Origin of the sequence: Methylobacterium variabile (genome assembly GCF_001043975.1) — a bacterium.
GTDB classification, from domain to species: Bacteria; Pseudomonadota; Alphaproteobacteria; order Rhizobiales; family Beijerinckiaceae; genus Methylobacterium; species Methylobacterium variabile.
Map to the genome: position 1 here is coordinate 24,347 of NZ_LABY01000166.1, position 22,462 is coordinate 46,808.

Here is a 22,462-nt window from a genome sequence, read left to right on the forward strand (position 1 = left end):
GAACATGCAAAAAATGATTGTGTATCGGCACCGAAGCGGGGTTCATCCGCACTTTCGGTGCTGACGGGTGCTTGTCCAGCCAAGCTCTGGGGGACCTGGGTCAGGCGGCATGCAGCACTCGCTGGCGGAGCAGGTCGAACTTGGCTCGACCATACATGCTGCGCTTGATCAGCTTGAGGCGGTTGACCTGCCCTTCAACGTGGCCGTTGCTCCAGGGCTCGGCGATCGCCGCGCGCACGGCATCTTCATCCTGCCGAAGCCCGGTGACGAAGCCACCGAGTTCGCTGGCAGCAGCCTCCAGCCAAGGTGTCAGTCCGGCCGGATCGTCCTGGTGCAGGAGATCGGCAAAGGCGCGTACATCCTCGGCCGCCCGCTTCAAGCGCGGAGCCGCATTGCAGAGTGCCTGGGTGAAGGCCCGATCCACGGGCGATAGCACGGCTGGATCGCCCGTCAGCCACCGGGTGATGCGGCGTGTCGAGGGGATCCGGGCTGAGGGCGGTCGAGCCGGGGCCTCCGACTGCTGCCGTGCGACCCAGCGCCGGACGATGTCGTAGCCGCCCGTGAAGCCCTGCGCGCACAACTCGCGATGGAGACAGGTGGCGCTGCGCTGACCCTCCTGCCAGCGCGCCTCGACGACGGAGATGTAACGGTCGAGCTGGCTCGGACCTGGGGCACGACGGTAGGGCACGAACTGGCCAGCCCGGATCCAGCGACGCACGGCGTTACGAGATGCTCCGAGACGGCGGGCGATCTCCTTGGTCGGTTGACCTTCGCCATAGAGCCGTAAGGCTGCCTCACAGCGATCACGTCGCCGGCTGCTCGTCTCCGGGACGGGCTCGGTCTTTGCTGGATCAGGAGGCAGAGAAGGCTCGGGCCTGGAGTGGCTCGCCACGGCTCTGATCTCGGACTGGTGACGCTCGACGATGCTGCGCAGTGCCTCGGAGGCATTGACGAGCAGATGCCAGCGATCTGCAACCTGCATCGCCGCCGGGGCGCCTGTGCGCGCAGCCTCGGCGTAGGGTCCGGCGCGGTCACGGCTGACGACGGCGACGCTCGGATGGGCGGCAAGCCAGTCCCGCACCGGTGCCGCAGAGCGACCAGGCAGCAGGTCGATGACGCGCCGCCGTTCCAGGTCGCAGACGATGGTGCCGTAGGACTGACCGCGCCGCCACGCCCAATCATCGATGCCGACCACGCGCGGCGCCGGCGAGGAGGCGATGCCGCGTCGACGGACCAGGCGCAGAACCGTGTCGCCGCTGACCGGCATCGCCAGTCGTCGCGACAAACGAGCACCGGGCTCGCCGCCGAGCACCATGCCAATATCGGTCTGCGCCTCAGCCAATCGTTCGCTTCGACGCGCTTTGCGTGAACCCAGCCCCACTGCTGGTTCGGCGAAGATCCGCCCCGGGCAGTGGCCGCAGCGGAAGCGGCGCACGCGCAGGTGCCACGTCACAGTCCGATCTTGCCACGGCAGGTCCTTGAGGGTTCGCCAGTACGTGCTGTGAACGCGAGTCGAGGATCGGCCGCAGCTCGGACAGGCCGCCTGGTGAGCGGTGGTATGGGCGGTGATCAGCAACCCGGCTGTGTTCAGCGTCAGATCATCGACGTGAAGGCCGTCCGGGACCGACGGCATCGACGGGTTCGAGATCGGCATCGTGCTGCCCTACGGCTGCCATGCGCATCAACGCCCGATCCCCTCCACCAGCACCGAAAGTGCGGATGAACCCGAAGCGGGCCCCCACCAAAAAACCTGCCTAAACTATTGACTGCAAATCAAAAAATTGGTTCCGGCCGGGGCCCCGATCGGCGCCGATCGGGACCCCGCCTGGAGACGTATTTCCAATTTAGCTCCAAGGGCTTGCTCCTGTTCCAGCCCAGGGTCCAGCTTCGGTGTCGATCCACATCCGGAAGCCCCCCAGGTGCTCATTGATCGGGCCGGACTCGATCCGGACGGGAAGTTCAAACCCGAGTGATCCTGCCGGCGCGTCCCTTTGGGACCGGGCTCTACTCGCCGCCGCGGCGGCTCCCCGAACCCGCTGCGCGGTTTCGGCCCTTCGGGTAACGATCAACCTCGCGCGGCCCGCCGGAAATGTAGAGGGCCGCAATAGGCTGGTGCTCATGAAACCCCTCGCCCTCGCAGGCCTGCTCGCCCTGGCCTCTCTCCCAGCGCACGCCGAGACGGTCGACGGCGAACTCATCCGCGTCATCGACGGCGACACCGTCGAGTTGGCCGGGGAACGCATCCGCCTCGTCGAACCGGACGCCCCGGAGATCTCCAAACCCCGCTGCAACACCGAACTCGCCAAGGGCCTCCTCGCTTCTGGTAGCCTGCGCCAGCTCCTCGAGGGGCCAGTCAGGATCGAGCGGTCCGGCCGGACCGACCGCTATCGCCGCACTCTCGCGTCGATCGTAGCGCCTGCCGGCAACGTGGCCGACATCCTGATCCGGGAAGGGCTCGCCATCCCCTACAAACCGGGCTTCGACGCCTACCAGCAGCGCGCCGCTCATTGGTGCCCGGAACAGGGCAGGGGGCCGACGTCGCCCACCCAAGCGGGGGAACGGTCCTAGTTTGAGGCCATTGGCCTGGCATTCACACCAGCCTGCCGCCCGTCGGCCGCTCGGTTGGCGTCACACGCGGGCCGGGCCTCCATGACGGAGAACACCCCGGTCCGCCGCCAGGCTCACCCGATCGCGAACAGATCGAGCTGACCGGGTGCGACCCGCTTGCGCGACGACCGCTTGGCCGGGGCCCTCCTGATCTCAGGCGCAGCCTTAGCCGCAGGCTGAGGCTCGACGAATGGCGGCAGGGCCTCGCCCGGCTTGCCGTGCAGAACCGCCCCGACGATCGAGCCGCTCTCGCCATGCCTCAGCACGTACAGGACGTGCGTCGGCGAGCGCAGGATCTCCTGCCGAAGCGGCTCGCCGACGGGCAGGCCCGCGAGCGCCGCCATCAGGCACGGCAGGCCGGCCGATGACACGGCCATCGCCTCGAATTCGATCACGCGTAGCCCCCAGCGCTGGCGCGCCGCGCCCGCCGTCGAAGGGAACGGGTTGGCTCCGACTACCGACGCCTCGTCGACCGCAAAGGCCGTCAGGCGCTCGCGATCGGCAAGGCTGCCGGCTCGCAGCGCGTCGGCGATCCGGCGCTTCTGATCCGCGGTGTCTTGCAACGATCCCCCCGATCCACTCGACCATCTTCATGGTCTGCCCAGGACCGATCAGCCAAGCTCCTCATCGTGGATTGGTCTGGGCTGCCAGGATCGGCCAAAAAATAAGGCCACCCGAGAGGGGCGGCCGGAAGTCTGGGGAGGAAACGCCCAAAGAGGGCTGCGAAACCGCGACGCCATCGCGGTTCCACGCCGATCTCATCGCACACAATGTTGCGGTGCACAATAGCGACGCTTCAGGCGTACAGCCCCTCGGCCTGGAGCCGCGCCAGCAGCCGGCCCGCCTGCTTCTGGGCCGAGGCGTCCCGCTTCTGCTGCTCGAAGCCGTGCTCGAACATCGGCAGGAGCTTGTCGGCCGCCCGCGCCATCGCCGAGCCCTCCCACAGGATCAGCACCTCCCGGTCGGTCAGGTCCTTCACGAAGTACCAGAGCGTCAGCATCAGGCTCAGCGCCGGCCGGTCGGTCCACTCGGCGATCACGCCCTTGCCGATCCGCTCGACCCGCCGCAGCAGCGCGTACTGCTTCTTGCCGACGAGGTCGTTGAACGGCTCGAGGCAGGCCCGCGTCAGGTCGGTGCGCATCACCGCGATGTCGGACTCGGCCTTCGCCGCCAAGTCCGGCTCGGCCGCGACGAACACGCCCGGCACCGATGTCAGCGCCAAGAGGAGATAGGCCGGGATCGCTACTTCGACCCGCTGACGATCGGACAGTGCGGGCATCACGAAGGTCCTTTCGCTCGAACGGCCGGGCGATCACAGCGGATCAGCGAGCCACAAAATACATCGGTGCGCACCTGGCACGACCGCTTCCGCGCCGACGGGATCTGGTCGGAGGTCGCCACCCTGCTGACGCGGGCGGTGCGTCGCCAGCGCGGTCGGCCCGCCGAGCCCTCGACGGCGATCCTGGACTCGCAGAGCGTCGTATCCGGCCCGCAGGCGGGGATCCGCGGCACCGACGGCACGAAGAAGGTGCGGGGCATCAAGCGCCACGTGCTGACGTGTTCGCGCGGCTTCGTCCTGGCCGCGGTGGTGACGGCGGCCAACGTCCACGACACGCAAGCGGCGGGCTGGGTGCTGGACCGCGCCGCTGAGGCGGGCTGGGCGCCGGTGCGGGTGAAGGCAGATGGGATCTACACCGGCGCACGGATGGACGAGGCGGCCGCCCGCCACGGTGTGGAGGTGCAGGTCTCCACCCGTGAGGCGCAGGCCAAGGGCTTCCAGCCGCTGCCATTGCGCTGGCGCATCGAAGCGACGTTTGACACGCTCTCGACGCGCTATCGCCGCCTGACCCGCCACTGGGAGCACAGCCCAGCGGCGGCTGAGGACAGCATCAGTATCGCCAACTGCCATCGGCTCATACAGGCCTATCAGCGACACCAATACAGATGCTCATAGTCAAACAGGCTCTCAGAGTCATGCCTTTTAAGGTGCTTTCTTAGCCATTAGCTTAGCCTTTTCGAGCACCCTGGCGGTCGCCACATGCTCACGGGCCGCGGTCGCCGCCACATAGGGCTTGTCGACCTTGCGCTTGGGACCACGCGGGCTGGTTGCAATCCGTCTGGGGTCGACCCGCTCCGCCAACGCCAGCAAGCGGGCTGCGACGCCGGCTGCATCCTCCCGCCCCGTCAACACGGGAGCATGCCCCAGCGCCACCATCAGCCCCTCGTACCCGGCACCGATCTGGCGGCTCAGGTGGAACACCGAGACCCGCGGCTCCGGCCCATGCACCTTCTCGATGCACGCGCTCACAAGGCTCAGCACGTTATGAGCCAGAACAGCCGAGGCAAACCCCAGCAAAGCGGCCCGCGGGCGACCCAGGCGGCCGGCCTCGCTGTGCAGTACCCGCTCCAGGCGCAGGAACAGCCCCTCGATCCGCCAGCGACGCCGGTACACCTGCGCGATCTGCGCCGCGCTGACGCTCGCGGGCAGGTCGCTCCACAACCAGATCGTCCGATCACCCTCCGTCGTCGGCGTCGTCAGGCTCAGCGCGATGCGTCGCCAGGGGATCTGGCTCCCCTCCAGCGTGATGCTCTGCTCGCGCAGTGTGCCGGTCTCGCAGGAGCCGCACGCCTGCCACTCCCCCTGCGCGCAAAGGCGGGGATGGTTGCCGTGCTGGCGCACCACGAAGTGGCTGCCCGCCGCAACCAGACCCTCCAGCCAGGTCCGGACACAGAAGTGCCGGTCGGCGACCCAGACCTGACCAGGCGCGGCGGCGTCCAGGAGGGCCCGGGCCAGCATCCGCTCGTCGGCATAGGCATCTTCGGCCGCCACCAGGTCGACGGCCAGGCCGGTATCGGGATCGTAGACGACCAGGGTCAGCCCCGGCAGGGCGGCACCGCGAAGCGCACGCAGAGGCTTCAGACGCTTCTCGCTGCCGGGCAGATGGTTGCCGTCTAGCATGCGCAACGCAAACCCCGGCAGGCTCGGATGGCCGGTGCCCGCGGCCGTCATCACCGAGGCTAACCGGGCCGCGCTGCTGCGCACGAGGGCCCGCAGCAGCGCGGGTTCGGTGCGGTTGACCTTGTCGTAGAGGGCGGGAAGCGAGACGGTCAGGTCTTCGGCTTCGCGGGCCGCCGCATGCAGGGAGGAGCGCAGGCCGAGCGCGACGAGCATCATCAGCCTGACGACGGTGGAGAACAGCAACTCCCGCGTGTATTGCCGCTGGCGATGCTGGTCGAACACGTCGTCGATCCAGCCGGCTGGCAGCGCGTGTTCCAGAGCCGTGCGGGCCATCAGGCTCGTCGGCGCATACTTCTCAAACCGCTCGATGACAGCAGACCAGAGCGGATCGGATCCCTGCAATGCTTCAGACATCGCAGGGATATAATTACCAGAACTGCACCTTAAAAGGCATGGCTCTCAGAGTTCGCTGGCGCCGCGATGATATCGCACTTCGTCGAAAGCTCGAATTGAGCTTCCGACTTGAGAGCCACGAAGCGCATAGTCGGACGCGCGAACGAGAGCGGCGCCTCGAGAGGCACCGCCGCGTACGGCCTGCAGGGTGACGGGGGTCGGTTAGGCCGTTGGCGCTGAGGCGAGGCGCGGGGCCGGGCGAGGGGCGTCCTCGCCGACGAGGTGGAGAGCGGCCGGACGGCGGAACAGGAAATAAGCCGGGGTGCGGTAGACCGCCCGCTCGATGACAAGCGGCACCGCGACCGCTGCGACGGTCACGAGCAGTGAGACGAGACCAATATTCTCGATCACCCCGCTCTTCACAAGCGCCGTGCGCAGGGCCGCCATCGGCAGGAAGAAGGCAAGGTAGATCACGATCGAGCGCTCGCCGCAGGCCCGAAGGACCGCCGTGACCGGGCCGCCGACCTTGGTCAGCAGCGCCGCCGCGCTCACGATGGCGAGCGCGCCGGCGGCGCCGAGCATCAGGCTCATCACCGGCAGGCTCGCGAGCGTCGGGTGCCGGGTCAGCCACGTCGGCGTGAAGACGAGGACGGCCTCGATCACCGCCCAGACGGCGAGCCCGAGGAGCGCCAGCCCCGCCCGCGCCCGCACCGCGTCGGCGAGCGCGAAGATCCGGGCGGCGAAGAGGTACCCGGCGACGAAGTAGACGAAGCGCTCGCAGAACTCGTCGATCAGGGTCGAGCCGGTGTTGATCGGTGCGAGCTGCAGCAGCGCTGCGCCGATCAGCAGCACCGGCCAGGGCAGCCGGCGCAGCAGCTTCACGGCGACCGAGAACACCGCCAGGAGGTAGATGAACCACAGGGTCGAGTACGGCTCGACCAGCCCGAAGGCGAGGTGGGCGAGGAAGGCACCCGGCCCCGCGCCCTCGGTGATGTGGCCGTACTTCACCGCCGACTGGAGCACCAGCCACAGCAGGTAGAAATAGGCGAAGTGCACGATGCGCCGGTCGGCGAACAGCCGCCAGTCGCGGTCGACCACCCGGCCGACGAACAGCCCCGAGAGCAGGAAGAAGTCGGGGATCCGGAACGGTTTGGCGAACTCCACGATGTGATGCATGAAGCCCTCGCCCCCCATCGCCTCGCCGACCCCGAGGGTGGAGTGCATCATCACCACCAGGATGATGCAGATGCCCTTGGCGACGTCGACCCAGGCGAGGCGGCCGGTGTCGGCCGCGGTGAGCGGGCGCACCGGATCGTCCGGCCGGACCGAGGCGGCGGGTTCGGTGTTGGAGCGGGCGGACATCGGCGTCTCCATGAGGGCTGGCACCAACCTCGCAGGGAGACGTAAAGATCAGCCCCGGGCCGTCCACTCGAACCGCGCGGAGATCGGCAAGACCGCGTTTACCGTCTCACCGGGAGCTCCGCTTCGAGTCCCGCCGCGTCCGCGTCCGCGTCATGCGCGTCGCGGCGTGGAAATCGTCGGGCTTCGTGCGCATCCAATCGCGGATCAGCTTGGTCTTGTGCGTCGCCGAGTACCAGATGCACATCAAGGTCGGGCGGCACCGCCGCCTCGATCTCGTGGAGGAGGCAGTGGAACTCGCTGGCGCGGTGACGCGGGTGAACCGCCCCGGGTTTCCCGGCAACTGTAATCAGATCGCGGCGGCCAGGGTATAATCGGTACCGTTGGCGAGCATGGCGTTCAGCGTGACAAGCAGTTTGCGGGCAGTAGCGGTGAGTGCCGCCTTGGTCGGTTTTCCGGCCAACTGGAGGCGCTGGCGGAAGTCTCGGAATACGGCACACCGCCGCGAGGCCTGCAGGGCTGCGAGGTAAAGGATTGTTCGGACAATTGGCCGGCCACCGCCGACGCTGCGTGGGCTGACACGCTTGCCGCTGTCACGCGCGATCGGTGCCAAGCCCGCCAGGGCAGCGATGCTACGGCGATCAAGCTGCCCGAGTTCAGGCAGCTCAGCGATTAATGTCGCGGCAACGATCGGACCGACACCCGGAGCGGTTTGAAGGCGCTGGTTGAGAGGGCGGAGTTCTGGATCGGCTTTGATCAGGTCATTGATCTGCGCCTCGACCTTCGCGATGCGGCGATCGAGAACCGCAATCAAGCTCACGATGTCAGCGCGGGCTTGGCGGTCAGCTGTTTGCTGGAGCCTTGTGGCCTCCTGTTTGCGGATCTCGACGAGTTGGCGACGGCGGGTCGCCTGGGCCTGAAGGGCGCGTCGGGCTGCGGCGAGGGGCTGTGTCGGTGCAGGCCGCAGCCGTATCCCTAACTCTGCCAACATACGCGCATCGACGCGATCGGTTTTCCCGATCACTCCCATGGCCCGGGCAAAATCGCGAGCTTGTCGCGGGTTCACGCGACTGAACCGGACATTGCAAGTTTCGAGAGCATCACGCAGCACGCGATCATAACCACCGCTTGCTTCAAAGATGACCCATGCTCCCTGCTTTGCACATGCAGCGGCGAAGCTTCGTGCTGCGGCAGCTGTATTTGCGATCCGGCGTGCGCCGCTGAGTACATGGTGAACGTCGAGCCAGTCCTTGGCGACATCAACTCCGACGAAGGCGTCTTGCATCATGATCCCTGCTCCTGTCCTGCGGGATCGGCCGAAGCTGTCCCAATCAACTGTTCAGGCTGATGCTTCATGGCGCGGACGGCTCCCGATCCGGGAACTGGGCTCAGACACCCTGGAGGCTCGCGGGATGCCGTCCGCGGGCGCAGAGTAGATCAACCGCGACAGACAGGAGGCTCCAACTGATCGTCCTCCGTTTTCGCGGACACGGCGTCACCGTCATCAACGACCAGATCGGCCGGATGCGCCAGGACCTCCGGGCCTGGCTGGCGCTAGCGCCCTCGCGGGAGGACCGGTCGTGACGGGAGGCTTCGGACACAACGGCGGACCGGCGCTCGAGGAGCCCGTCGGGACACGTCCGGGCCAGTGCAAGCACTGCCGGCACTGGAGGCCGCCGCCCGAGGGCGAGCGGCAGGCCTACGAGGCGTTCCGCCTCGGCCACTCCCGCCGCCGTGTCCGGCGCCCGACCGGCGCCTGCGACCGCGTCCTGATCGGCAACAATCCAAGGCCCGCCTTCTCGGCCACGGTGGGCGAGTTCGGCTGCCGGAACTTCCAGGCAGCACCGCCGGCGCCAATGCCGAAGGGCGGCGGCTACGTCACGATCTGGCAGGGCGGCCGCATCGTATGGGAGGGCGCCGAGGAAGCGATCCCGGCCCGCTTCCTCCAGGAGGATCTCGACTTGTGAGCCCGACCCATCAAACTCTGCAAGATCCATGTTATATGGATTTCATGGATCTGGAGGCCTTCCATGCGCACCTTCTCGACCGCCGATCTCAACAAACAGGTTGGCGAGGTCACCGACGCAGCCCAACGCGCGCCCGTGGTCATCACCCGGCGCAGCAAGCCGCGGTTCGTCCTGATGAGCCTGGAGCACTACGAGGCCCTGCGCGGCCCGAGCGACCCGCGCCGCGCCTTCACCCTCGACACCATGCCGGACGACCTTCGTGACGGCCTCCTTCGGGCCGCCGACGCCTACGAACGAGAGCACGGCGGTGACGACTGAACCTCCGGAAACCGGCCTCGTCGTCCGCTACAGCTTCCTTTGGCCGCGCGAGCACGACCGCGGCGAGATCGAAGGGCGCAAGGACCGGCCGGTCTGCCTCGTCGTGCCGGTGGACGTCGGCCAAGGCGCCGTGGTGGTGTTCCCGATCACGACCCAGGAGCCCTTGCCCGGCCGGTCCGCTGTCGCGGTCCCGGAAATCGAGCGCCGGCGCCTCAAGCTGCCGGGCGACCGCCCCTGCTGGATCATGCTCGACGAGGCCAACAGCGACGTGATGCCGGGCTCGTATCACTTGGTCCCGCTGGAGACGCATCCGCTTCGCTACGCCTACGGCCGGTTCAGCCCTGCCTTCATGCGGGTCGTGCTGCGGACGATGGGCGAGGCGATCCGCGCGCGCCAGCTCCGGATGGTTCCGCGCGAGCGCTGATCCCCCCGCGACCGTGCCAGGCAGACCGGCCGAGGGGCGTGACATCGCTTTCGATATCGCTGGCATGTCGTGGTCAGGCCCGCGCCGGCGTGGACGACCCCGCTCTCTCGTCCGCCACCCCGATAGGCCGTCGCGGCCTTGTCCGATCAACCCGCAAGGGGTCCGCTCCGCTTTCGCGGGCGGCCGCTTCGGCTTCGCCTACGCGGTGATCGCGGCCGCTCTCGGCCTCTAGGGGCCGCTGTCGAGCGGGGATCGCCCCCGCTCCAGCCGGAGCAAAGACCCCGATGGCGACCGATCTCACCCTCGCGAACCGCTACGCCCACAGCCTCGCGGCCTCCCTGATGGTCCCGGTCACCGTGTTCCGCTCCGAGGCCGGCTACGGCGTCGTCACCTCCGACGAGTTCGAGGGCGACCCGGCCGACGTCGTCACCGAGTTCGACCTCCACGGGGAGGAGTGATCCTCGCGTCGGGCAGGGCGCCGCATGCCTTGCCGCCCGCACGGCGTCGCGAAAGATGCTCCGTCCGTATTGTATGGACGGTCGATGCCAATACGCATATACAGAAGTTGTATGGACGGGAGGCCGCTATGCTCAGCATCAGGGATGAGGAGGTTCGAACCCTCGCCGAGACCGTCATGAGGACGAGCGGCGCACCCAATCTCACCGCAGCCATCAAACTCGCCTTGCAGCGTGAGATCAAGCGCGCAGAAGAGGCCGTGCCCTTGACCGATCGCGTGGCCGCGATCCGAGCTGCGGCCATGGCGAAGGCGGACCGGCCGCCCGCTCCCCCGTTGAGCGAGGCGGAACGCGACGCACTCTGGACGCGCTGACGTGTTCATCGACACTTCCGCTGTCGTCGCTATCCTGGCTGACGAGCCCGAGGCGGCGAGCTTCCTCGCCTGTATCGAGGCCGCCAAGCGCCGGGAAACCGCGCCGCATGTTCGTCTGGAAGCGACGATCAATCTGGCGCGGATCCTTGGCGTGCCGGTCAGCGTCGCACAGGAGATGTACGACGCATTCCTGGCTGCGGCCGGGATCAGTGTCGTTTCGATTGGCGACGCCATCGCCCGCAGAGCGGTCGATGCTTTTGATATCTATGGCAAGGGGCGGGGCCATCCGGCGCAACTCAACTTCGCCGATTGCCTGTCCTATGCGTGCGCTGCCTACTACCGCTCCCCTATCCTCTTCAAAGGCCGTGATTTCATCCATACAGACCTGAGGATCGCACTTTGACGCTTGATCGACGGTTCCTCGGCTCGATCAGCTACAGGCCGAGGAGATGAGTGGCCGTGCCGAAGGCGGTCATGGCCAGCCCGCCGACGAGCACACCGATCATCAGATACGAGAAGCCCTTGAGCATCATGGTCGGCACTCCTTGCGTGTGATGGCTGTGTATCGGCACCGAAGCGGCCCTCACCAAAAAACCTGCCTAAACCATTGACTAAAAATCAAAAAATTGGTTCCGGCCGGGGTCCCGATCGGCGCCGATCGGGACCCCGCCTAGAGACGTATTTCCAATTTAGCTCCAAGGGCTTGCTCCTGTTCCAGCCCAGGGTACCACTTCGGTGTCGATCCACAGTCGTGAACCCGAGCACGAAGCAAAGGCTCAGGCCGAGCGTGCGAAGGCTGTCGCGCTCGCCGACAGCCGACTGGCCCGCGACGTAAGACACGTAGCCTGGAACGAGGGGCAGCACGCAGGGCGACAGGAACGACACGGCGCCAGCCGCAAAGGCCGCCAGGAAGCCCACGCTTGAGGCATCGACAGCCATCGGTTCAGCCCGGCCGAGGCACGGACGCAGGATCGTCACTCCTGACCGGACCCTGCCGCGGCGAAGATCTTCAAAAGGCGTTGGCGCTCCGCCTCGGTCCTGCCGGGCCCCGCCGGCTTGAGTGCCACCGCACCCCGGACCGGCTCGCGCTTGCCGGCGACGGCAACCGGGCCCGAGGCCGGCATGGCGACCTCACGCGGCCCTGCGGCCAGGGCCTCGGGGCGGCTCACCTCGCCGAGACCGCCTCCGGCCGCGATCATGGTCTCCCGGAACGACCGGTGCTGGCCACCGTCCTCGTATACCAACCGGACGGCGGGCGTCCCTCCCGCCACGAGGGCGGCGACTTGCCGCTCGTCGTCCGCCTGCCTCCGCGCGACCGCGCCGGCCGTGGCCTCGTCGCCGGCATCGAACACGTAACGGCCACCGGCGACGCCGACGCTCGGCTCGGCTTTCGTGACCTCGAACCGGTCGGACCCCTGCTTGAGGTTTTTCCAGAACGCGATGTTCGGGTCCTGCCGATGCCGGGCCAGGTTCTCAGGCGTCATGCGGAACGGGTAGGACTGGAACTGCACGGCGCGCTGGCCGCCCGCGAAGGCCTCCCGCACCACGGCATAGAGTTCGGAGATCGCCTCATCCGTCATCGCGAAGCAGCCCCGCGACGAGCAGGAGCCGTGCACCATCAGGTGCGCACCGGTGCGTCCCAGGGAGCGGTCGTATTCGTTCGGGTACCCGAGGTTGAACGAGAGATAGAGGCTCGAATTCGGGTTCATGGACGCGGGCGTGACCGCGTAGAAGCCCTCCGGCGCCTGCCGGTCCCCCTCCCGGATCTTGGGTCCCAGCTGGCCCGACCAGCGACACATTGGATAGGTCTTCAGGAGGGCGTACTTGCCATCCTCGCCGCGCTTCCAGAGCTCGATCTCGGACTCCTTCTTGTAGGCCCGCATCAAGATCGGATCCGCTGGCGAGACGCCCTTGGTCGACATCAGGGCCAGGGTCGCCGGCGGGATCGGCGCGAGGTGGCGCGTCGAGGCCGCGTATTGGCCGTCCTGGCAGGCGGACAGCGCCAGGAGAAGGATCAGACCAAGCGTTGTCGTCTTCAGCATGTCGGCCTCGCCGAGGTCGGCCTTCGAGGCTGGGCTCGAAGGATTGATGACAGGTTGCTGCGGCTGCGGTTGGGTGCAATCGGGGCCCTCACGGGATCGGCTCTCCGACTCTGCGATGTCCCCGCCACAGGGGAAGTCCGTCGAGAAGGAGCAGCACCACGCCCGTCGAGATCCAGACGTCCGCCAGATTGAAGGTGAACCAGCGGATGCTGCCGGTGTGCAGGTCGAGGTAGTCCGTGACGACACCGTCCATGAGCCGGTCGACGAAGTTGCCGGCCGCCCCGCCCGCTATCGCGGCCAGCCCGATGCGTTCGAGCCCGCCGCTCGCGGCCAGGGCCCAGCCGGCCACGAGGCAGGTGAGCGTGCCCTGGATGGCGAGGAGCAGCGCCAGGGAGGACGGATCGTGCGCTGGGAACAGGCTGAAGCTGATGCCGTGGTTGAACGACAAACTCAGGTCGATGAAGGGCAGCGCGCCCCTGACGGCGCCTTCCTCCAGCCACGCCTCGGCCGCTGCCTTTGCGCCGAGGTCGATGGCCGCGGCGGCCACTGCTACCCCGGCCACGATCGCGGCCCGGCCGCCCCACCCTGACTTGGAGATCATCACGCCCTCAGGAGACGGAGTGCGTTGGCCGTCACCAGGACGGTCGCGCCGGTGTCGGCCAGGATGGCCGGCCAGAGGCCGGTGATGCCGGCGATGGTCGTCACCAGGAACACCGCCTTCAGGCCGAGGGCGATCGCGACGTTCTGGCGGATGTTGCCCAGGGTCGCCCGCGAGAGGGAGACCAGCGCGGCCACGTCGCCCACCCGGTCGTTCAGCACTGCCGCATCCGCCGTCTCCAGGGCCGCGTCGGTGCCGCCGCCCATCGCGATGCCGACGCTGGCGGCAGCGAGGGCCGGCGCGTCGTTGATGCCGTCGCCGACCATCGCTACCGGAGCCGCCGCCTTCAGGGCCGCGATCTCGGCGAGCTTGTCCTGGGGCAGGAGCTCGGCCTTCACGTCGAGCCCGAGTTCGGACGCGACCGCCTCGCCCGTGCGCCGGTTGTCGCCGGTCAGCATCACGCTGCGCACGCCGAGCTTCCGAAGGGCCGAGATGCCGGCCGCCGCGTCGGCGCGGGGCTCGTCTCGGACGGCGATGGCGCCCAATGCCTCGGCGCCGCGGACGACGATGACCACCGTCTTGCCATGGGCTTCCAGGTCCGCGACCGCGCGCTCGGCCTCGGGGCCGAGCCGCGTGCTCTCGGCGGCGTGGCGCGGGGAGGCGACGAGCACCGTCTGACCCATCACCGTGGCCTGAACCGCCTTGCCGGGGATGGCGCGGGCGTCCCGCGTCGGGCGCAGCGGCACCCCGTCCGCGCTCGCCCGGTCGAGGATGGCTCGGGCGATAGGATGGCTGCTTCCGCTCTCGACCGCGGCGGCCAACCCGAGAAGCGACCGCTCTGACGCGTCCGGGGCAAAGACCAGGATATCCGAGACCCGCGGCCGTCCCGCCGTCAGCGTTCCGGTCTTGTCGAACGCGACCGTGCGCACCCGCCCGATAACCTCCAGCGCGGCGCCGCCCTTCACGAGCAGACCGCGCCGCGCCCCGGCGGCCAGTCCCGAGGCGATGGCCGCCGGGGTCGAGAGCACCAGCGCGCAGGGGCAGGCGATGAGGAGGAGCGCCAGGCCTCGATAGATCCAGGTACCCCAGTCGGCGCCGAGCAGCGGCGGCACGACTGCCACCGCGGCCGCGAACACGAACGCGATGGGCGTGTAGACCGCGCTGAACCGGTCGATGAAGCGCGCCGTGGGCGACTTCGACGCCTGCGCCTCCTCGACGAGGTGCAGGATGCGGGCGACGGTGTTGTCGGCCGCCGTCTTGGTAACCCGGACCTGCAGCGCGCCATCGGCGTTGACGCTGCCGGCGTAGACAGGGTCGCCGACCTCCTTGGGCTTCGGGACCGACTCGCCGGTAATGGGGGACTCGTCGAGGCTCGATGCGCCGTCGGTGATCACCCCGTCGGCGGGCACGCGGTCGCCCGGCCGCACGACCACGACCTGACCGATAGCCAACGACGCGGCGGCCACCTCGCGGATGGTGCCATCGGCCTCGTCGACGAGGCGAGCGGTCTTCGGCACCAGGGCGGCGAGCGCCTTGATGCCCGCTCGCGCCCGTCCCGCCGCCACGACCTCCAGCATCTCGCCAATCGTGAAGAGCAGCACGACGATGGCGGCCTCCTCGGCGGCGTGGATGGCAAGCGCCCCCGCGGTCGCGACCGACATCAGCATCTCGATGGAGAAAGGCGTGCCGGCGAACGCCGCTACGGCCGCGCGGCGGCCGTAATAGGCGAGGCCGACGAGCGCCCCTGGCCAGTAGGCGTACTCGCCCGCCAAGCCCGGCGCGATCCGCTCGACCAGGAAGCCGGCGGCGAACAGGGCACTGATCAGGATGCCCAGTAGCGCCTTCCGGCTTCGCCAGAGCGGCGGCTCGGGCTCCTCGGTCCCGGCGGGCGGGGCACCGCCCGAGGCTTGCGCCATGGCCAGGTCCGCGGCTGTCGGAAGCGGCGCCACGCCGTAGCCCAGGCGCTCGATCCGCCCCTCCAATTCGGTCCTCGGCGTCGAGGCCTCGTCGAGCGCGAGGTCGAGGACCTGGCTGCCGTAGTTCACACGAACCTCCGCGACGCCCGGCAGCCGGGAAACGGCGGTCTCGATCTTCCCGGCACAGGTCGGACAGTCCATGCCCTTGACCCTGTAGCGCAGGGCCTGCGGACCGTTCGTTGAGAGGGCTGTGCGGTCCGCGCCGGCGACCTGGTTCATGGTGTACTCCGTTCGCCGGGCTCCTGGTCCGGACTGGGAATGCCCCCTACATGCACCCTGTAGTCGCTACAGGGTCAAGACCGTGCGCACCGCCTCTTCCATGACCATCGGCAGCCTCGCGGAGGCCACGCAGACCCGTGTCGAAACGGTCCGGTGGTACGAGAAGGTCGGGTTGTTGCCCCCGCCGGCGCGATCGAGCGGGAACTACCGGCTCTATGGGCCCGAGCACCTGCGCCGGCTGAGCTTCATCCGCCGCGGTCGCGCCCTGGGCTTCACGGTGGAGCAGATCCGGGACCTGCTCGCTCTGGCGGACGACCGGGAGCGCTCCTGCGGCGAAGTCGACACCATCGCCCGCGCGCATCTCGCCGATGTGGAGCGCAAGCTGGCCGACCTGACCCGGCTCGCCTCGGAACTGCGCGAGGTCATCGGCCAATGCGGCTGCGGGTCGGTCGCCGATTGCCGCATCATCGAGACCCTGTCGCCGCTGGGTGAACCCGCGTGAGAGGTCTGGGTCCGGGTCAGCGAGCGACGTAGGGGGTCATCAGCACCCGGCTCACGAACAGTCCCTTGGCAACTACTCCGCAGCAGGCGACAGCGAGGATGATGACTGTCGCCTTGATGAACGCGCGACGCGCGGCCGCCTGAACAGCGGGCCTGACGCGTCGCCGCCGCCCTGCGTTCCTCTGACCCCAGGAATGGAGTTCCGTACGCATCATCAGCCCTTTGCAGTTCTCGGACTATTTCAATCCGTCGAGCCTAATGGAAATCGCAGTCCGGGTCGAAGGCAATGTGACACGCCCCGGTTCACGTTGCGGATCTCAGGCTAAATCCGCGCCGCGGTACCGGGCGAAGACGCTTCTGACCTCCGACCCGAAGAGGACGACATCGTAGGTGTCCGGCTCCACACCATCGATCTCCATGCCGGGCGATCCCGCTGGCATGCCCGGTACCGCCAGCCCCTTGCCCTTAGGCTTCTCCACGAGGAGGCGCTTGATCGCGCCGGCCGGCACGTGCCCCTCGACCACATAGCCGCCGACCTGCGCGGTGTGGCAGGAGGCCAGCTCGCGAGGCACCCCAAGGCGGATCTTGAGCGGGTTCACGGGCGCCTCTGCCACCGTCACGGTGAAGCCAGCCTCGCGCAGGTGCACAACCCACCTCTCACAGCAGCCACAGGTTGGATCCTTGGTCACCGCGACCGTGGGCAGCCCTTGCGCCAGGGCCGCCCGTCCGAGCCCTAGCCCCGCCGCCAAACCCATAAGTACGGTACGTCGGGATGGCGTCATGTCGTTCCTCATCGTCAACTCCCATTCGCTCTCATTCGGCCGCCTGCGGCAGCCGCAACGCCTCATCGTTCGTCCCCGCGCGGTCCGCGCCGGCCGGGGGCAGTCTTTGTCCTTTTGCCAGAGCGTAGACCGCGGGGATCACCACCAGGGTTAGCACCGTCGAGGAGACCATCCCGCCGATCATCGGCACGGCGATGCGCTGCATCACCTCCGAGCCCGCACCTGTGCTCCAGAGGATGGGTAGCAGCCCGGCCATGATCGCCACCACAGTCATCATCTTGGGACGCACCCGTTCGACCGCGCCGATCATGATCGCATGGCGCAGGTCGTCGCGGGTGAGCGGGTGGCCGGCCGCTTGTCGCACCACCCGGATCTCGGTCAGGGCGTGGTCGAGGTAGACCAGCATGATCACGCCGGTTTCGGCGGCGACGCCCGCCAGGGCGATGAAACCGACCACCACCGCGACTGATAGGTTGAACCCCATCCACCACAGGAGCCAGACACCGCCAACCAGCGCGAACGGCAGCGACAGCATCACGATCAGGGTTTCGGTCAGACGCCGGAAATTCAGGTAGAGCAGCAGGAAAATCACCAGCAGCGTCAACGGTACAACGATCTGCAGGCGGGCCTCGGCCCGTTCCAGGTACTCGAACTGTCCGCTCCACTGTACACTCATTCCGGGCGGCAGCTTGACCTCCTGCGCCACCGCCTGACGGGCCGCGGCCACGTAGCCGCCGAGATCACGCCCGCTGATGTCCACGAACAGGTAAACCGCAAGCTGACCGTTCTCCGTGCGGATCGAAGTCGGCCCTCGGGTCAACTGGACCTTAGCCACCTCGCCGAGCGGCACGGTGCCGCCGCCCGGCAGCGGCACCTGTACCTCCTGGGCGATCGCCTGGGGATTGGCGCGATAGGCTCGTGGGTAGCGCAGATTGACGGTGTAGCGCTCGCGGCCCTCAACCGTGGTGGTGACACTCTCACCGCCCAGCGCCATGGCGATCACGTCCTGCACGTCGCCGACCATCAGGCCGTAGCGGCCCAAAGCCTCGCGATCCGCGGTGATGTCGAGAAAATAGCCGCCGATCACCCGCTCGGCATAGGCGCTGGCTGTCCCTGGGACGGACCGGATCACCGTTTCGATCTGCCGGGCAACGGTTTCCATTGCGGCCAGATCCGTGCCGAACAGTTTGACCCCGACCGGCGTGCGAATGCCGGTCGCCAGCATGTCGATGCGCGCGCGGATCGGCTGGGTCCACGCGTTCGACACTCCCGGAAACTGTAAAGCCTGGTCCATCTCGGCTTTTAGGCTCGCCAGCGTGATGCCCGCTCGCCACTGGTCCTTTGGCTTGAGGTTGATGATCGTCTCGAACATCTCGGTGGGTGCCGGGTCAGTCGCCGTGTTCGCCCGGCCGGCTTTGCCGTAGACTGAAGCCACCTCCGGAAAGCTCTTGATGATCCGGTCCTGAGTCGCCAGTAGCTCGGCCGCTTTGGTGATCGACACGCCGGGCAGGGTGGTCGGCATGTACATGAGCGTGCCCTCGTTCAGCTCGGGCATGAACTCGGTGCCGAGCTGGCGGGCCGGCCAGACAGTAGCGCCGAGCGCCACAACCGCCAGCAGAAGGGTCAGCAGGCGGGCGCGCAGCACGCCGCGGATCACCGGCCGGTAGAGCCAGATCAGCAGGCGATTAAGGGGATTTCTGTGTTCCGGGACAATCCGGCCCCGCACAAACAGCACCATCAGCGCCGGCACTAGCGTAATCGACAGGAGTGCTGCCGCGGCCATGGCAAAGGTCTTGGTGAAGGCCAACGGCCCGAACAGTCGTCCCTCCTGGCTCTCCAGGGTGAAGATCGGCAGAAACGAAACCGTGATCACCAGCAAGCTGAAGAACAACGATGGACCGACCTCGGCCGCGGCGGCAATCAACACTTGCGTGCGCGGCTGGTCCGCCGTCGCCCGCTCCAGGTGCTTATGGGCGTTCTCGATCATCACGATTGCCGCGTCGATCATCGCGCCGACCGCGATGGCAATGCCGCCCAGGCTCATGATGTTGGCCCCGATGCCCAAGAAGCGCATGGCGCCGAGCGCCATCAGGATCCCCACCGGCAGCATCAGGATCGCCACCAGGGCACTTCTGAGGTGGAGCAGAAAGATCACGCAGACCAGCGCGACGATGGCGCTCTCCTCGATCAGCGTGTGGTTCAGGGTATCGATGGCGGCGTTGATCAGCTGCGAGCGATCGTAGACTGAGACAATCTCGGTCCCGGCGGGCAGGCTTTTGGCCATCTCGGCCAGACGCTGTTTGGCGCCTTCGATCACACTGAGTGCGTTGGCGCCGAAGCGTTGCAGGATGATCCCACCTGCTACCTCGCCGTCGCCGTTGAGTTCGGTGAGGCCGCGGCGTTCATCGGGGCCGAGCTCGACCCGAGCCACGTCGCGCAGTCGCAGTGGCGTACCGCCCTCGGTTTTCAGGACGATACTGTCCAGATCGGCCGGGCTTTTGAGGTAGCCCCGGCCGCGGACCATGAACTCGAACTCGGACAGCTCAACCGTTCGGCCACCCACATCGGCGTTGCTGGCGCGGATCGCCTCGCGCAGTTTGGTCAGCGGAATGCCAAGTGCGCGCAGACGGTTGGGATCGACCACCACGTTGTACTGCTTGACGAAGCCGCCGACGCTCGCGACCTCAGCCACCCCTTCGGCCCGAGAGGCGCCGAAGCGGACCACCCAATCCTGTAGCGAGCGCAGCTCAGCCAGGGTCTTCTGCTTGGCCAGGATCACGTACTGATAGACCCAGCCGACGCCGGTGGCGTCCGGACCCAGGCCGGGCGTCACACCGGTCGGCAGGCGGCTGGCGGCCGTGCTGAGGTACTCGAGAACGCGTGAGCGTGCCCAGTAGGGATCAGTACCGTCCTCGAAGATCACGTAGACGAACGACACGCCAAAAAATGAGAACCCGCGCACCACCTTGGAGCGGGGTACGGTCAGCATGGCCGTGGTCAGCGGGTAGGTGATCTGGTCCTCGACCACCTGCGGCGCCTGGCCGGGGTACTCCGTGTAGACAATCGTCTGTACGTCCGAGAGGTCGGGCAGGGCGTCCAGCGGCAGGGTGCGCAGGGCGTAGGCTCCAACCACCACCGCGAACACGGTACCGATCAGCACGAGCACTAGGTTCCTGGCGGACCAAGCGATCACACGCGCGATCATGGCGTGCCCTCCACGGTCTGGGCTGGCGGTGCGGCCATGCTCTGCAATGCCGCCTTGAGGTTGCTTTCGGCGTCGATCAGGAAGTTGGCAGCCGTCACCACCTGCGCGCCGGCCTCAAGGCCTTTGCGAACTTCGACGGCGCCATTTCCGCGGGCGCCGAGGGTGACCTCACGCGGTTCAAACCGCCCGTCTCCCTGGTCGAGCAGCACCACTTGGCGTGTGCCAGTATCGATTACGGCATCTTCGGGCACGGCAATCACCGGGGTGTCACTGCCCGTGGCGATCTCGACCTCGGCATACATCTCCGGCAGCAGCACACTGTCTGGGTTGGGCAGCTCGATACGCACGCGGGTCGTCCGCGTGTCACGGTTCACCTGGGGATAGATCACCCCGATCTTGCCGGTAAACGTGCGCCCGGGCAGGGCGCGAACTCGCACCGTGACCAACTGGCCGATTTTCACGCTGCCCAGGTCGTACTCGGGCACGTCGGCCAGCACCCAGAGTAGGCTGATGTCACCAATCCGGAACAGCGTGTCGCCGGCAGCGGCCTTCATACCCTCGATGGCGGCGCGCTGCAGGACCACACCGTCGCGTGGCGCGGTCCAGGAAATCGCCATGGGCACCCGGCGGGTGCGCTCCATCTCGGCGATCACTTCGTCGGGCACATTGAGGTTCTGCAGCCGCCGGCGCGAGCCGTCGAACCCCGGGTTGGCGATCAGCTGCGCGGCGGCGGCGTTGATCTCGGGCGAATAGACCGCGACCAAGGGCTGATCCTTGCGCACGCGGTCGCCAGTCGTAACGCTGGCGACGTGGTCGACAAAGGCGTCCGAGCGGGTCGCCACAACGGTCACCCGGCGCTCATCGAGCTGCAGCGTGCCGGGCACACGAAGGGGGCGGTGGACCACCTGCCGGGTGACGGTGGCCGTGCGCACGCCAGTCCGCTGAATCTTGCCTGGGGAGATTTTGACCGTGCTGCCGTCGCTCTCCTCGCCGGCGTAGACCGGCAGGTAGTCCATGCCCATGCTGTCCTTCTTGGGCACCGGCGAGGTGTCCGGCAGGCCCATCGGATTGCGGTAGTAGAGGATCTTGCGGGACGCGCCGCCGGCTGCGGCGACCGGCTCTGCAGCGCTTACGGGGGTCGGATCGTCGTCCGTGTCGAACCGAACATCCTCGCTGGCCTGGACGGGCCGGAAGTCGCGGCCGTCCGGCGTCCGGGCTGGTTCCAGGCGATAGACCGGCTGGCCATCCGGATCCTGATAGTAGACCACCGGACCACGCGGCGCCGCTGTCGGCGGCACCGGCGCGACCGCGGGCGGCAACCACAACCCAAGTTCCGTGCGGGCACGCTCGAGAACCACTGTAACGGACGGGCGCCCGTGCCCCGCCCAATAGCCAGCGCCCCCCGCCGCAAGCGCGGCGAGGGTCGCGGCCAGCCAGGCCGACCGGCTCATTTGACGGCTTTCAGCACCAGCTTGTTGTCGACCGTGCCGGTTTCACCCTGGACCTTGGCCCCGAGCGAAAGGCGCCAGCCGCCGGCCATCGTCACCTTGGCCTTGAAACGGTAGACGCCCGGCTCCGGCGACGGCAGTGGCTCAATCCGGGTGGTCATCTCCTCCATGCTGTCGGGCGCCATATCGAGGCGCGTAGCGAAGATCACCGCGTTCGGCACCGGCCTGCCGGTACGCTGGTCGACCAGGCGTACGTCAAGGATCGCGTCGCCCTGCTTGATCTCGTTTTTGACGAGCTGAAACTCATAATCCTTGATGTCAGCCCGGGCCGCGCCGGTCAGCGCCACGCCGAGCAGCGCGGCTGCAGCCGCACGCGCAAAAGGGGAGGTTGTCACGGCAAAAAGTCTCCTGAACACGAGAAAAACCACGCGTGGACGCGCAGAATGGACCAGCGCAATGGCCGGCGCTCTCAGGTTCAGGCGCGGGGCGGTTCAGACGGCGGCGGCGGCGCCAGGCTGCGGTAATCGGCGGACATCCACCAGGGCGGGACCTGCGCGCGCGCCGCCGGGACAGGAACCCCCGCGATGGCCGGCAGGGCTGGGGCCAGCTTCGCCAGACATAGGGCGGCCAGGGGGCAACTCTTCTGGCAGTCCGGCATCACGGGTTTGTCGGGCGGGCAGCATGGCATGTCGTCCATGGCCAGTGCGGCCATGGCATCAGTCGGCTCCGCCGGGCTCAGGTTATGAGAAGCCACAGCCGCGGACATGCCTGGGCTGGCGGCGGCCACAGACGCGGTCACCGGAGCCAAGGCCAAACTGAACCGCTCCGGGATTTT

Annotated in this window: 23 protein-coding genes and 2 pseudogenes; 10 read left to right on the forward strand and 15 right to left on the reverse strand. The window is 67.8% G+C overall.

The window, feature by feature from the left end; translation table 11 throughout:
• Nucleotides 1-100 precede the first annotated feature (100 nt).
• Nucleotides 101-1,633: an ISL3 family transposase gene (locus VQ02_RS22560; RefSeq protein WP_083469379.1), complete on the reverse strand. Its 1,533-nt coding sequence runs from the start codon at nt 1,631-1,633 to the stop codon at nt 101-103.
• Nucleotides 1,634-2,118: 485 nt separating this feature from the next.
• On the opposite strand from VQ02_RS22560, the gene VQ02_RS22565 reads away from it, so the two are divergent.
• Nucleotides 2,119-2,568: a thermonuclease family protein gene (locus tag VQ02_RS22565; RefSeq protein WP_157080758.1), complete on the forward strand. Its 450-nt coding sequence runs from the start codon at nt 2,119-2,121 to the stop codon at nt 2,566-2,568.
• A gap of 113 nt (nt 2,569-2,681) precedes the next feature.
• On the opposite strand, the gene VQ02_RS22570 is transcribed toward VQ02_RS22565, so the two are convergent.
• A complete protein-coding gene (locus VQ02_RS22570; protein ID WP_048446470.1) occupies nt 2,682-3,170 on the reverse strand; it encodes a hypothetical protein in 489 nt (162 codons plus the stop codon).
• A gap of 233 nt (nt 3,171-3,403) precedes the next feature.
• A complete protein-coding gene (locus VQ02_RS22575; protein ID WP_245239821.1) occupies nt 3,404-3,886 on the reverse strand; it encodes a hypothetical protein in 483 nt (160 codons plus the stop codon).
• A gap of 63 nt (nt 3,887-3,949) precedes the next feature.
• Here VQ02_RS22575 and VQ02_RS22580 point away from each other — a divergent pair.
• A pseudogene (locus VQ02_RS22580) lies at nt 3,950-4,561 on the forward strand (transposase); the annotation flags it as partial.
• A gap of 27 nt (nt 4,562-4,588) precedes the next feature.
• Here the strand turns inward: VQ02_RS22580 and VQ02_RS22585 are convergent.
• Nucleotides 4,589-5,899 carry an IS4 family transposase gene (locus VQ02_RS22585; protein WP_048446490.1) on the reverse strand — a complete coding sequence of 437 codons (1,311 nt, stop codon included), beginning with the start codon at nt 5,897-5,899 and terminating at the stop codon, nt 4,589-4,591.
• 282 nt (nt 5,900-6,181) lie between these two features.
• On the reverse strand, nt 6,182-7,321 hold the full coding sequence (locus tag VQ02_RS22590; protein ID WP_048446491.1) for an acyltransferase family protein: 1,140 nt from the start codon (nt 7,319-7,321) through the stop codon (nt 6,182-6,184).
• Between the two features lie 152 nt (nt 7,322-7,473).
• On the opposite strand from VQ02_RS22590, the gene VQ02_RS40080 reads away from it, so the two are divergent.
• Nucleotides 7,474-7,692 (forward strand): hypothetical protein, encoded by a 219-nt coding sequence (locus VQ02_RS40080; RefSeq protein WP_167350781.1) that lies wholly within the window; start codon nt 7,474-7,476, stop codon nt 7,690-7,692.
• On the opposite strand, the gene VQ02_RS35950 is transcribed toward VQ02_RS40080, so the two are convergent.
• Nucleotides 7,668-8,606 (reverse strand): IS110 family RNA-guided transposase, encoded by a 939-nt coding sequence (locus VQ02_RS35950; RefSeq protein WP_245239822.1) that lies wholly within the window; start codon nt 8,604-8,606, stop codon nt 7,668-7,670. The two genes, VQ02_RS40080 and VQ02_RS35950, sit on opposite strands and share 25 nt — an antisense overlap.
• A 292-nt stretch (nt 8,607-8,898) precedes the next feature.
• Between VQ02_RS35950 and VQ02_RS22600 the strand changes: the two genes are divergently transcribed.
• The 6 genes from VQ02_RS22600 to VQ02_RS22620 all read left to right on the forward strand — a co-directional run bounded on the left by VQ02_RS22600 (nt 8,899) and on the right by VQ02_RS22620 (nt 11,259).
• Nucleotides 8,899-9,285, forward strand: a complete 387-nt coding sequence (locus VQ02_RS22600) for a hypothetical protein (protein WP_048446472.1) — start codon at nt 8,899-8,901, stop codon at nt 9,283-9,285.
• Nucleotides 9,286-9,348: 63 nt separating this feature from the next.
• A complete protein-coding gene (locus VQ02_RS22605; protein ID WP_048446473.1) occupies nt 9,349-9,603 on the forward strand; it encodes a type II toxin-antitoxin system Phd/YefM family antitoxin in 255 nt (84 codons plus the stop codon).
• Complete coding sequence (locus VQ02_RS38775) at nt 9,593-10,027, forward strand: hypothetical protein (RefSeq protein ID WP_048446474.1); 435 nt, start codon at nt 9,593-9,595, stop codon at nt 10,025-10,027. The genes VQ02_RS22605 and VQ02_RS38775 overlap by 11 nt, the downstream gene beginning before the upstream one ends.
• A gap of 284 nt (nt 10,028-10,311) precedes the next feature.
• Nucleotides 10,312-10,485: a hypothetical protein gene (locus VQ02_RS38340; protein WP_167350782.1), complete on the forward strand. Its 174-nt coding sequence runs from the start codon at nt 10,312-10,314 to the stop codon at nt 10,483-10,485.
• Nucleotides 10,486-10,613: 128 nt separating this feature from the next.
• Nucleotides 10,614-10,856 (forward strand): type II toxin-antitoxin system VapB family antitoxin, encoded by a 243-nt coding sequence (locus VQ02_RS22615; RefSeq protein ID WP_048446475.1) that lies wholly within the window; start codon nt 10,614-10,616, stop codon nt 10,854-10,856.
• Between the two features lies 1 nt (nt 10,857).
• Nucleotides 10,858-11,259, forward strand: a complete 402-nt coding sequence (locus VQ02_RS22620) for a type II toxin-antitoxin system VapC family toxin (RefSeq protein ID WP_048446476.1) — start codon at nt 10,858-10,860, stop codon at nt 11,257-11,259.
• A 341-nt stretch (nt 11,260-11,600) separates the two neighbouring features.
• Here VQ02_RS22620 and VQ02_RS35960 read toward each other — a convergent pair.
• The 4 genes and pseudogenes from VQ02_RS35960 to VQ02_RS22635 all read right to left on the reverse strand — a co-directional run.
• Nucleotides 11,601-11,795: pseudogene (locus VQ02_RS35960) on the reverse strand (cytochrome c biogenesis CcdA family protein); the annotation flags it as partial.
• 35 nt (nt 11,796-11,830) lie between these two features.
• Entirely contained in the window at nt 11,831-12,898 is a 1,068-nt protein-coding gene (locus VQ02_RS22625; RefSeq protein WP_048446477.1) for a L,D-transpeptidase family protein, read from the reverse strand.
• Between the two features lie 88 nt (nt 12,899-12,986).
• Nucleotides 12,987-13,499 (reverse strand): signal peptidase II, encoded by a 513-nt coding sequence (lspA, locus tag VQ02_RS22630; RefSeq protein ID WP_048446478.1) that lies wholly within the window; start codon nt 13,497-13,499, stop codon nt 12,987-12,989.
• The gene (locus VQ02_RS22635; protein WP_048446479.1) at nt 13,499-15,691 is read right to left on the reverse strand and encodes a heavy metal translocating P-type ATPase; all 2,193 of its coding nucleotides are present in this window, start codon (nt 15,689-15,691) and stop codon (nt 13,499-13,501) included. Before VQ02_RS22635 ends, lspA begins: the two co-directional genes overlap by 1 nt.
• Before the next feature lie 100 nt (nt 15,692-15,791).
• Here VQ02_RS22635 and VQ02_RS22640 point away from each other — a divergent pair, with 100 nt between their 5' ends.
• Nucleotides 15,792-16,193, forward strand: coding sequence for a MerR family transcriptional regulator (locus VQ02_RS22640; RefSeq protein ID WP_048446480.1), 402 nt, complete (start codon nt 15,792-15,794; stop codon nt 16,191-16,193).
• A 316-nt stretch (nt 16,194-16,509) separates the two neighbouring features.
• On the opposite strand, the gene VQ02_RS22645 is transcribed toward VQ02_RS22640, so the two are convergent.
• From VQ02_RS22645 to VQ02_RS38780, 5 genes are all read right to left on the reverse strand, one after another.
• A complete protein-coding gene (locus tag VQ02_RS22645; protein ID WP_048446481.1) occupies nt 16,510-16,986 on the reverse strand; it encodes a DUF411 domain-containing protein in 477 nt (158 codons plus the stop codon).
• A gap of 19 nt (nt 16,987-17,005) precedes the next feature.
• The gene (locus tag VQ02_RS22650) at nt 17,006-20,179 is read right to left on the reverse strand and encodes an efflux RND transporter permease subunit (protein WP_048446482.1); all 3,174 of its coding nucleotides are present in this window, start codon (nt 20,177-20,179) and stop codon (nt 17,006-17,008) included.
• A complete protein-coding gene (locus VQ02_RS22655; protein ID WP_048446483.1) occupies nt 20,176-21,630 on the reverse strand; it encodes an efflux RND transporter periplasmic adaptor subunit in 1,455 nt (484 codons plus the stop codon). The genes VQ02_RS22650 and VQ02_RS22655 overlap by 4 nt, the downstream gene beginning before the upstream one ends.
• Nucleotides 21,627-22,022 carry a FixH family protein gene (locus VQ02_RS22660; RefSeq protein ID WP_048446484.1) on the reverse strand — a complete coding sequence of 132 codons (396 nt, stop codon included), beginning with the start codon at nt 22,020-22,022 and terminating at the stop codon, nt 21,627-21,629. The genes VQ02_RS22655 and VQ02_RS22660 overlap by 4 nt, the downstream gene beginning before the upstream one ends.
• Nucleotides 22,023-22,102: 80 nt before the next feature.
• Nucleotides 22,103-22,459 (reverse strand): hypothetical protein, encoded by a 357-nt coding sequence (locus tag VQ02_RS38780; protein ID WP_083469381.1) that lies wholly within the window; start codon nt 22,457-22,459, stop codon nt 22,103-22,105.
• Between the last annotated feature and the right edge of the window lie 3 nt (nt 22,460-22,462).